The organism is Streptomyces sp. NPDC107528 (genome assembly GCF_055639295.1).
The window spans coordinates 112,706-122,819 of sequence record NZ_JBVKAV010000018.1; the positions used below are offsets into that span (position 1 = coordinate 112,706).

General features: G+C 66.3%; 7 protein-coding genes and 4 pseudogenes. 7 read left to right on the forward strand and 4 right to left on the reverse strand.

The window, feature by feature from the left end:
* Positions 1-71 precede the first annotated feature (71 nt).
* From ACZ7L5_RS42085 to ACZ7L5_RS42095, 3 genes and pseudogenes are all read left to right on the forward strand, one after another.
* A pseudogene (locus ACZ7L5_RS42085) lies at positions 72-540 on the forward strand (transposase family protein); the annotation flags it as partial.
* Positions 541-675: 135 nt separating this feature from the next.
* Entirely contained in the window at positions 676-1,821 is a 1,146-nt protein-coding gene (locus ACZ7L5_RS42090) for a hypothetical protein (RefSeq protein ID WP_471524010.1), read from the forward strand.
* Positions 1,818-2,987 (forward strand): hypothetical protein, encoded by a 1,170-nt coding sequence (locus ACZ7L5_RS42095; RefSeq protein WP_471524012.1) that lies wholly within the window; start codon positions 1,818-1,820, stop codon positions 2,985-2,987. Before ACZ7L5_RS42090 ends, ACZ7L5_RS42095 begins: the two co-directional genes overlap by 4 nt.
* A gap of 660 nt (positions 2,988-3,647) precedes the next feature.
* Here the strand turns inward: ACZ7L5_RS42095 and ACZ7L5_RS42100 are convergent.
* Positions 3,648-3,972: pseudogene (locus tag ACZ7L5_RS42100) on the reverse strand (ISAzo13 family transposase); the annotation flags it as partial.
* Between the two features lie 123 nt (positions 3,973-4,095).
* Positions 4,096-4,854: a helix-turn-helix domain-containing protein gene (locus ACZ7L5_RS42105; protein ID WP_471524014.1), complete on the reverse strand. Its 759-nt coding sequence runs from the start codon at positions 4,852-4,854 to the stop codon at positions 4,096-4,098.
* A gap of 1,200 nt (positions 4,855-6,054) precedes the next feature.
* Between ACZ7L5_RS42105 and ACZ7L5_RS42110 the strand changes: the two genes are divergently transcribed.
* From ACZ7L5_RS42110 to ACZ7L5_RS42120, 3 genes and pseudogenes are all read left to right on the forward strand, one after another.
* Complete coding sequence (locus ACZ7L5_RS42110; RefSeq protein ID WP_471524016.1) at positions 6,055-6,876, forward strand: nucleotidyltransferase domain-containing protein; 822 nt, start codon at positions 6,055-6,057, stop codon at positions 6,874-6,876.
* Positions 6,877-7,105: 229 nt separating this feature from the next.
* Positions 7,106-7,231 (forward strand): annotated as a pseudogene (locus tag ACZ7L5_RS42115) (dihydroxy-acid dehydratase domain-containing protein); the annotation flags it as partial.
* Complete coding sequence (locus tag ACZ7L5_RS42120; RefSeq protein ID WP_471524031.1) at positions 7,232-7,432, forward strand: hypothetical protein; 201 nt, start codon at positions 7,232-7,234, stop codon at positions 7,430-7,432.
* On the opposite strand, the pseudogene ACZ7L5_RS42125 reads toward ACZ7L5_RS42120, so the two are convergent.
* Positions 7,402-7,748 (reverse strand): annotated as a pseudogene (locus tag ACZ7L5_RS42125) (transposase family protein); the annotation flags it as partial. The gene ACZ7L5_RS42120 and the pseudogene ACZ7L5_RS42125 overlap by 31 nt on opposite strands.
* Before the next feature lie 568 nt (positions 7,749-8,316).
* On the opposite strand from ACZ7L5_RS42125, the gene ACZ7L5_RS42130 reads away from it, so the two are divergent.
* The gene (locus ACZ7L5_RS42130; protein WP_471524018.1) at positions 8,317-9,003 is read left to right on the forward strand and encodes a hypothetical protein; all 687 of its coding nucleotides are present in this window, start codon (positions 8,317-8,319) and stop codon (positions 9,001-9,003) included.
* Positions 9,004-9,072: 69 nt separating this feature from the next.
* Here ACZ7L5_RS42130 and ACZ7L5_RS42135 read toward each other — a convergent pair whose 3' ends face one another.
* A complete protein-coding gene (locus ACZ7L5_RS42135) occupies positions 9,073-9,915 on the reverse strand; it encodes an IS5 family transposase (RefSeq protein ID WP_471524020.1) in 843 nt (280 codons plus the stop codon).
* Positions 9,916-10,114 lie beyond the last annotated feature (199 nt).

A 10,114-nucleotide genomic window follows, 5' to 3' on the forward strand; every position in this document is an offset into this window, starting at 1 on the left:
TCCTCACCACTGGGTGACCAATTTCAAGGGGTGTCGGTGGAAACGAGAACGAGGACGCCCAAGATCGTTGTGTGACGAACAACCTGGACACCCTCGCGACAACACTCTATGCGACGACCGACGATCTGCTGAAGGAGCGGCCGGACTTGGCACCGTGGTGGCCGCTGTGGGGATCATCGCGCCGCAGATCACGGACGCCGAGCTGGTCACCCTCGCGATGATGCAGGCCATGCTCGATTTCACATCCGAGGCCAGGTGGCTGCGGCATGCCCGAGCCCACCTGCGGCACCTCTTCCCGTACCTGCCGCAGCAACCTGGCTACAACAAGCGGCTCCGCAAGGCCGCCGATCTGCTGCGCCGGGTCACCCGGATCCTGGCCACCAGCACCTCGGTTGGGAGCGACAGCGTGTGGATCGGGACTCCACGCCCCTGGAATGCGGACGCTCACGGGAGACCGTGAAACGCTCCGACCTGGCCGGATGGGCCCAGTACGGCTACTGCGCCAGCCACAGCCGCTTCTTCTGGGGCGTGCGCCTGCACCCCTCTTCGCTGCTGTCAACGAATGACTACACTGCTGCAAGCTCCGCAGGCCTGTTCGATGTGCCTGTGTGATTACGGCAAGGGCGCACGCGGGACCTGTTCGCGTCGCTGCCTGCGCCGGAAAGGGAACACGGGGTGAGTGAGACAGACGAGGCGCCTGAAGCAACCAGCTGGCTGCGCCGAGCTCTGCCGCACAGCAGACGCGGCCGGTTGACGCTGATATCTGCGCTGGTGCTCGCTGTCGGTGGCACCGGGCTCAGCACGTGGGCGACGGACACCTGGCCGTGGCCGAAGGACCGTTATTGCTGGGGCGCATGGGCAAGGGACAGCGGCCCGGACTTCCTCGGCAACGAGGCCTTCGGCGACGATGACAACGGGTCACGCACCAGCAACGAGACCGCACCCACCCACAAACGCCCGACTGGCAGGTGCGAGGTCACCATCGCCAGTGACTACAACAGCAGTTACGACGGCGACAAGGTCTCCACCGACCAACAGGTGACCATCGAGTACGGCCCGGTCCCCGAGGCCGCGGAGGCTCGACTCGCGATGATCCATGACGGTTTCCTGGGCGGCGACACGGTCCCGCTCCCGGACGGCCTGCCGGGCACAGTGAACGGACGCGGTGGCCTGCTGGTGCTCCCGAAGTCCTGCGATACGCCAGACGGCCGGCCAACCGTCGTCACCATGCACGCGTCCGGCACGTACACCAGCGGCCCCTCGTACACCCAGAACGATCCGCCCGATCTGGGCGGCGCCCATCAGGCCGCGGTGCTGCTCATCGCAGTGGCCAACCGTGGGATGGAGGCGGCCGGTTGCGCGCCGGACGAGCCGCTGAGGGTCAGCTCGCCGGTCTACGACCTGCCGGGCAAGCAGGAGCGCATCCTCAACACCTCTGACGACGTCTGCGGCATCCGTGGCCTGCACCTCGACAAGGAGGACATCAAGGACCAGATCGGCGCGGTCACCCGCGACCTGCAGACATGCAGCGTCCGTGGCGATCGCGACGGCGTGCCGTACCTGCGACTGGCGATGGTCGCGCAGCCCCGACTCGCCGCGGTGTTCGACGGCATTGCGGGCGAACGCCCCGCGGCCCTCGGCTGGCGTGGCACGGGCACCATCGGCGCGAAGTACGCGATCGTACGCGCAGACTGCGCCGGCCGGCCCGCCACCTTCCTGATGAGCGCCTCCGCCGACCCCGGCCACCTCGCCGCCTTCGCCAACGCGGCCGCCGCCCGCCTGGGCTGCGCCCCCATCGCCCCCAAGGGAGCCGCCCGGTGAGCAGCACTGCGGACGAGCCGAACCGATCCGAGCAGCCCCTGCCCGCCGAGCGGGATTTGCTCAGCGAGCGGCGCCTGCGCCGCTGGCACTGGCGCACATTGCTGCGCGGCCGGGTCCGGCCGCTGCTGGCTGCAGGTCTCGCCGGGGTGCTGCTCGGCGTCGGCGGCATGGCCTGGCAGACGCAGGCCGGGCCGTTCGCGCCGGACGAGGTGTGCTGGGGCGCGCTGTCCCGCGATGACCTCGCCTCGATGTTCCGCAAGCCGGAGGGCGTCAAGGCGGTCGAGGCGCCCGTGCTGCACGGCGAGCGCTCCTTGGACGGCCCCTCCGGCAGTTGCCAGTTGACGAACAGCGACGGCGACGGATGGGCGCTCACCGCCCGGGTGCACCGGCTGGACTACCGGGCCGGCGACGCCGGCAAGTGGGCTGATGAGTTCCTCTCCGCCCGTCTCACCCCGCTCGGCGGCGGGCTCCTGGGCATGGCCTCGGACAACCGCGCCTGGCTCGCCATCCCGGACGGCTGCTTGGGCCGCCCTGGCGACTTCGACGGGCCGACCGTCGTGGACATCGCACAGGGCAGCTGGATCAGCGACATGGAGCCGCATACCGAGGAGCGGGACGGGATGGCCCGCATGGTCGTGAAACTCGTCAACAAGGTCAGCGCGGACCTGGGCTGCACCGGCACGATCGCCGATCCGGTCGAACGCCTGCCGAAGGCCGCCCGCTACACCCGCACGGAAAAGTCGGACGCGCTCTGCGGCATCAAGGGACTGACCCTGGGCAAGAAGCGCAAGCCAAGCCAGTACCCCATGATCAGCGACGGGCACGGCCCGGTACGTACCTGCGACCGCCACATCACCGGCTCGCAGCCGGGACAGCGACTGATGACCGTCGAGGATCCGCGGCTGGCCGCACTCTTCACGAGGATGACGCTGGACGAGGGCGACCGGGTGCGCTCCGCCGTCGGCGACGGCGGCCTCGGCCCCAACCTCGGCGTGTTCCGGGCCCGTTGCCAGGCGGGCGCGACGATATTCCTCGTACAGGCCAACGAGGGTGGGATGAGCGCGGACCTGCGCACCCTCTTCCCTCACTACGTCGAGGCCGAGGCCAACCGCCTCGGCTGCGGCCCGCTGAAGCTGAAACTGCCACGGCCGGGCGGGAGCCACTGACTCCCGCCGACCGCCGGGCCGTACGTCACCACAGATCCTGTCGGCAAAGATTAGGCGGGGCCGACGGCGCTTCACCGTTCAACCCGTGTCGCAGGCCAGACTGGCTACGTCAAATATCACCGCACAATATTGAAGTGTAGGAAGTCACACGCCCACCTGAATCGCGACCTTGTTCGCCCGAACGAGGTCCTCCAACTTCAGCTCCGGCGCATCGTAGTTGGGCGTCGTACATACGTCACGAACATGTCGTACGCGTCTGCACAACCCGCTGATATGTGTCAGTCACCGGCCCCCTTGGGTCACATGACAACCATGCCTGCCGATCAATCTGCACCCGAGACAACCGTGGCAGTGAGCCAGCTGGCGGCCTCGGCCTTGCTCATGAGCAGTACCTACGCCGGGAGGGCGGTGCCGTCCGGGACGACGTGCACGTCGCGCGCGTGAAGCTCAGGCATGGTTCTCAGCTCGTGCCACGCAGGGGTTTCACCACGACAGGTCGATCCACACCCGGGAAGATTGATGAGCTATATGCTGCAATCAACAGGCGTACGGATACTGCTCATCTCCCTTAGGGCTCGCAGAGCTTCAAGATGCGGCTTTGATCTCTGTAGGGCTGGTTTTCCCGAGGAACGCGGTGATGTGGATGCGCTCACCTCCTCACTGCTGGAGCCATCCTTGCTCACGTAACTCGTTCAATTCCGAGGTGAGTTGGTCGACGAGTTCGTCCAGTGCCGGTTCTGGCATCCCGGTCAGTTCCGGAATGCGCAGGCACCCAGTGCCGGGCTCTGGGGAGGGGCCGACTGTTCGAGGACCCTTGGCTGCATCGGGCTGTGGCCGTGGTGTCGCGAAGTTGAGGGTGGAGAGTGTAGTTCCAGTCTCCGTGGAAACGGTGCCGGCGCATGGGCGGTGCGTTGACGTCGCTGTCGGTGGCCTTGAGGCCGGCGTCGTAGGTGCCTGAGTCGAGTTCGGCGTGGATTTTCAGCCCTGCCCGGCCCCACTGCGGGGTAGAGGTTCAGGGGCGATGGCCGCAGGGGGGCGCCGTCCTACTGCGGGACCACCTCCCAGTACTCGATCAGCTGCTCACCCTTCCAACCCCTGGACCCCGGGGTCATGAGACGCCGCGAGCGCTACTTGCCGCACTCCAACTGGGGGTCGTTTCGAGTTTCGTGTGGAGGATGTCGCGGGCTTGGCCCGCGGCGCGGGCCGTGCTCTCGCAGACGAAGTCGAGGAAGCGGGCGATGTTGTCGAGGCGGGTGGCGGCCGGGGTGCCGGGGCCGAGAACTCCGACGCCCTGCCGTGCGGTCACGACGACCTGGGCGATGGCGCGGGCGCTGGCCATCAGCGATTCGTACCAGACGTCGTCGTCGACGACGTAGCGCTCTCGGCGGCGTTCGTCACGTTCCCGGCGGACGAAGCCCTGGCTGTCGAGGAACGTGATCGCCTTGGAGACGGACGCCGGGCTGACCTGAAGGCGCTGGACGAGTTCGGACGCGGTCTGGCTGCCCGCGTCGGTGATGGTGAGACAGGCCATCACCCTGGACATCATCTTGGGCATGCCCGACTGCATGAAGACGGTCGTGAGCAGCTCCTCGTACTCGCGTACGGCCTCGGCGTCCCGCCCGTGGGCCTGCGGGGGCGCCTCCGATCCCCGGGGCGCGGCCTGCCTGCGCCGGTGGGCGCGGTGTTCGGTGGCACGGTGGGCGAGGTCGGCCCGGTAGGCGGTCGGGCCGCCGTTGCGCATCACCTCGCGCGTGACCGTCGAGGTGGGACGATCGAGGCGTCTGGCGATCTCCGCGTAGGCGAGGCCGTCGGCCAGTCCCAGCGCGATCTGCTGGCGTTCCTGCTGGGTGAGTCTGCCTCCGGGCACCGCGATCTCCTTCGCACGTTCTGGTGCCGCAGCCCAGTTTCGCGTTCGATTCCATTACATTGCAACGAATAAGCAGAACCATGTTCATAAATGCAAGATTGATGCAACGAACTTGTCGCCCCGAACTCCGTTCATGGCGCAAATACGCAACGACCTCGTTGCACGCTCCCTGAATTCAACGTAGCGTTTTCTTCTTCGGAAACAACGAGTTGAGGGGAGCACGGTGCAGATCCAAATACCGGCGTCATCTAGACCCTCAGGCCCCGCCCGCCACCGCTGGCATGTTGCCCTTCTTCATGCACCCGCGCCCCGCACGCCGTGAGTTCAGCAGAAGTCGGCAGCCAATGCGCTTTGGCGTCGGCCTCCCCAAACCTCGCACGCCCGCGGTGCACGCTCGTACCAGACCATGCACGCCGCGCGCTCGAGCCTCAGCTCCGGCGCAGAGTGAGCCAGCTCCCCGGGCGACGGTTCCTTGGTGAACCAGCCGTAACGAGTTACTGGCGCAAATACGCAACTCGAGGCCAAAGTCGCTTATCTCCTAGGTGAGTTGTGCTTCGATGATCGATGTCGGCACCTAATCCCCGTTATGGTGTCGACTCGGCCTGCGTCCGGGTCGTTTTGTCTTCCTGGGACGACCCGGACCCGGGCTCTCAAACAGGCCGACCTGCTCGGTCTTCTCCGCCCGACGGCGATCCTCGTCTTTGCCGATGCCACGCACGGACTCTCTCGCATCTCTATCAGCGTCGTCCCTCGCGCGGAGGGGCACGATCAAGATTGTCGGGACCTCCGATCACCACGCAGCGGGCGCGTGTTGCTCAACCGGCCGAAGCAGTGCAGGTCAGCAACCGGCCGTCTATCACCCGGGTTCGCGCAAGGAGGCCTCCTCTTGTAGCCGAATCGCCGTGGCCTGGTCCGTTACCTGATGCCAACTGACCTCCGCCGTAGCTGTCGGGTATCCCTTGGATCGCATCAGCTGGTCACACAGCAGCACGACGGCCGGCCCGGCAGGGTCGTGCGCATCACACCGCCCACCTCGCCGAGCTCAAGCGGCAGTACTGCGGCGATGTCCAAGGGACTGCGGCAGGCCCTTGAAGCCACCGAAAGTGACCACCTCGAACTGCCACGCCTTCGCGGTCCTGCTGGTGCCGGACACCGGTAATCCAGTCGCCAGGAACCGCTCCGTTCGGCAAACTCCACCTAGTGGACCAAGTAACGGAGATCGCGAACCGGCTGGTCGACGTCGGCGGCGTCGTCGCTGTCTGCCTCGGCGGCAGCCGGGCACGTGGCACGCACACGCCCGACTCCGACTTCGATCTTGGCCTCTACTATCGTCCTCCGCTGGACACCTCAGCCCTGCGCCTGCTCGCCACCGAGCTGACTGGCGGCGCAGTCGAAGTGACCGAGCCGGGTGGGTGGGGTCCTTGGGTCGACGGCGGTGGCTGGCTGACCGTCGACGGGGCACGCATCGACTGGATCTACCGCGACCTGGACCGCGTGCACCGGATCTGGCAGCAGTGCAAGGCTGGGCTTTTCGAAGTAGGCACTCAGGCAGGCCACCCGCTCGGCGTCTACTCGCACGCCTACGCCGGTGAGGTAGCCATCGGACGCATCCTCGCAGACCCCACCGGGGAACTGGCCGCCTTGCAGGAGCAGATCCAGACCTCATACCCGCAGCCTCTACGCGATTCGCTGGTTGCCCACGCGAGATGGGAGGTGCCGTTCACTTTGTCCATCGCCCGCAAAGGCGTGACCCGCGGCGACGCCTTCTACATCGCCGGCTGCCTATTCCGTGTGACGGGACTCCTGGCGCATGCCCTGCATGCCCAAGCCGGGTGCTGGGTGCTCAACGAGAAAGGCGCCGTCCAAGCGGCAGGACAGCTCCCGACCGCTCCGGCCAACTTCTCCGCACGCGCCCACGCCCTGTTCGGCACGCTCGGTACCACCCCGGACGAGCTCAACACCGCGATCGACGATGCTGACCAGCTGGCCGCCGAAGTCTTGGGCAACCGCTCTCCGGAGTGACGGGGTGCTGTGTCACCGATGCGAACTGAATGTATTTTTACCTGCACAAGTACGGCTCATTTGCCCCGGATGTGAGGTAGATCATCCACTGCTTGGCCACTGCAGTCGCCGAATTCCACCGCGTCGGCCGCGAGCCTATTGGCGGATGGCGGCATAGGCGGGTGGGTCCGACGAGCCGGGCGCACATGTCGAGGACGCTGGGGATGTAGCGCGAGGGCCAGGGTTTTGCTCGATTGCGGCGCAGCTGCAGTTCTTCATGACCGATCTGGACCGTATCGGCGGCGTCCCGGTGATGATGAAAACTCTGCTCGACGCCGGTCTACCTCACGGGGACTGTCTGACCGTCACCGGCCGGATGGTTGCCGAGCACCTGGCCACCCTCCCCGTACCGGAACCCGGTGGAGACGTCCTACACCCGTTCTCCAACCCGCTGAACCCCACTGGCGGCCTGGCCCTCCTGCGCGGCTCTCTCGCCCCCAACGGCGCGATCGTCAATAGTGCTGACCTCGACGGACGTCGTGATCATCAGCGAGAGGTCGTCCCGTATGAGGCGTGAGTTCCGGTGAAGGCCAGGTTATGGAGCCGCGCGATGCCGAGCATGGCCTGGTGAACGCCGTTGCCTTGAGTCGGCAGTCCCGCAGGATCTTCCAGTTCTTCAACCGCGACAGGGCGTGTTCCACCCTGGCTCGCGCCCTGGGGTGGACGGCATTCTCCGATTCCTGGTGTGGGCTGAGGCGCGTCTGACCTCGTCGTTTGCGGTGCGGGATGAGCAGGCCGGTGGCTTGGTATCCGCAGTCGGCGATGGTCGGTGCGCCGCGGCGGGCCCTGTCGACGCCGGACTCGGAGAATGCCCGGCAGTCGTTGCGGCTGCCGCGAGGATCTCCATGACCGGGCCGTCGACCAGGAGCTTCACCAGTCCCAGCTGCCGAGCCTGGGTGATGTCGGCGCGACTGCCTGGCCGGACCGGCTGCAGAACAGCGGCCGCCCTTCGGCGTCCGTGAGGACCATGGCCTTCACGGCGTTCTGCTTGGTCTTGCCGGAGACAAACTGTCCCGGCCCTTACGGCCCGCGGCCGGGCACCGCACACGGATCTCCGTGCCATCGGTGATCCCGGTCTGGCCATCGACGCCCAGGTGCTCGATGACCTCGGCGAGAGTGCACAGGCGGATGCCCGGCGCGACGGTGCAGCCCCGCTGCGCGCACAGGTGCCGCACCTCGCCGATGGCGTGCGTGATGGTGCAGCGGTCAACGCCGAACCAGCAGGCCAGTTCTCGGCAATGCTCCGATCACCACGAACCGTATTCACGGATGGATGTGCTGCGCGGCTCTCATGACGCAAAGTCACTAAGAAATCGCGCGGATAGGCGAGATCGGGAACCTCCGCCGCAGCTTGATCGTCTTAGGTCTGGCGTGCGAGGTGAGCGGGAGGGTGTACCGATAGTGACATATGGTAGACGGCTTGAGGAGGCCATCGCGGAATTGGAGTGCTGCGGCGAAATCGAGGTCGAACGTCGCCCCCCGGATCCGGAGCTGACGCCGCAGCGACTCGAACTGCTCGCGGACGCGGATCGGGTGTTCGAACGGATCACCGCTGAGTGGCGTGTCGGGCTGGACGATGTCCTGAGGCCTTACCACTTCGCGGCGGATGCATACCACGCGGCCTGGGCAGTCACCGGCGGTGGTGTCCACGGCGAACTCTTGCTAAGGAACATCTACGACTGCTTTGTAGGCTGGCCGCACCCGCCGCTGGGGGACGTGAATCTGCCACCTGGCGACCGCAGCGTCCTCGCAACGCTGAGAATCTTCGACGAGGCGCCGTACGCTGGTGCCGGTGCCGTGGCCGGCATTCGAGTACCGCCGAAGGGCGGTGAGCCTCAGATCTGGTTCTACGTTACGACCCGGACCATGTTTCACCGGCTCCATCTGGACTACGGCACATACCTGGAGACCCTGCTCCTGACCAAAGGCGCCTTCGGCTGGCAGTACCTGTTCGCCGACGTCGACCTGACCGCTCCGCAGCACAGCGACACCGTCGAGAACTTGACCGCGATGCTCGACGCCTTTCCCAGATACTTTCCCGGACATGATTACGAGCCGCTTCGGGCACGCCTGCGGGAACGTCTGTGAGGACGGACGCTTCTCCATAGGAGTGGTTTGATCAAGCAGTAAAAGAGAGCCGCGCGGAGAGATGTGTGGTCATGGTCGGCGGTTCGGGCGTTCGTCCCAGCGGTGAGTGGTCCATGCCCGCCGGGTCAGGCTGCGCACGGTGATGATCGTGTCGGCGAGGTCGAAGAAGGCGTCGATGACGGTGGCCCGGCGTTCGTAGCAGCGGGCGAGTCGGTGGAAGGCGTTCTGCCAGGCGTGGGTGCGTTCGACATGCCAGCGCTGGCTGGCCTGGATGGGCGCCTTCTCGCCCTTGTGCGCGATGCGGCTGTGTATGCCGCGTTCGTTGAGCAAAGTGCGGGTCTTGTCCGAGTCGTAGCCGGCGTCCAGGTGCACGGTGATGTCGTCGGGTAACGGCCCCAGATCGTCCAGGCGGTCCAGGGTTGGGGCGAGCAGGTTGGAGTCGTGGCGGTTGGCACCGGCCAGGACACGCCCCAGGGGAATGCCGTACCCGTCCGTCATGCCCGAGCGTTTCAAGCCCTGTTTGCCGCGGTCGACCGGTGAGCGCCCGGCCACCTCACCTCCTCCGGGCGCCTTGGTGATGGAACCGTCCACGGCGATCTGGTCGAGCACGAGACCGACGATCTGGTCGTAGGACTCCAGCGCGATCTGCTTGAGCCGGGCGAACACGCCCTGTCGTATCCACTCGTCGCGGCGGTTGCGGATCGTGGCGGCCGAGCATGTCGTGTCGGCGATCGCCTCGTAAGAACAGCCGAACCGCAGCAGTTGCAGCAGCTTGTCGAAGACGACCCGGTCACTGATGCGCCGACGGTGGCAGCCGAGCGGATGGTCCGGATGGAACTCCGGCCGCTCGGGAAGCAGCGCTATGAATTGGTCCCAGAGCGGTTCGGTCAGCCATGATGGAAGCGCGGGCACAGGTCTCCTCGGTGGTCACAGAGCGTCGCAACTCCATGATCACGGAACCTGTGTCTGACTCATTCCCGGATCAACCCCCAAAGCGCCTATCTGCGCGCCCTCTAAGCTTGTTCTTTTTCTTCCGGCCTCGAACGGTGTCTCGTACTGAGTCGCTCACCTGAGGGTTTGCCGGACGTGGGGGCGGCCTTCGTCTGATCTT

Coding starts and splice junctions, on each gene's coding strand:
- ACZ7L5_RS42120 (WP_471524031.1), top strand. CDS start 7,232: ATGGTTGCCGAGCACCTGGCCACCCTCCCCGTACCGGAACCCGGTGGA.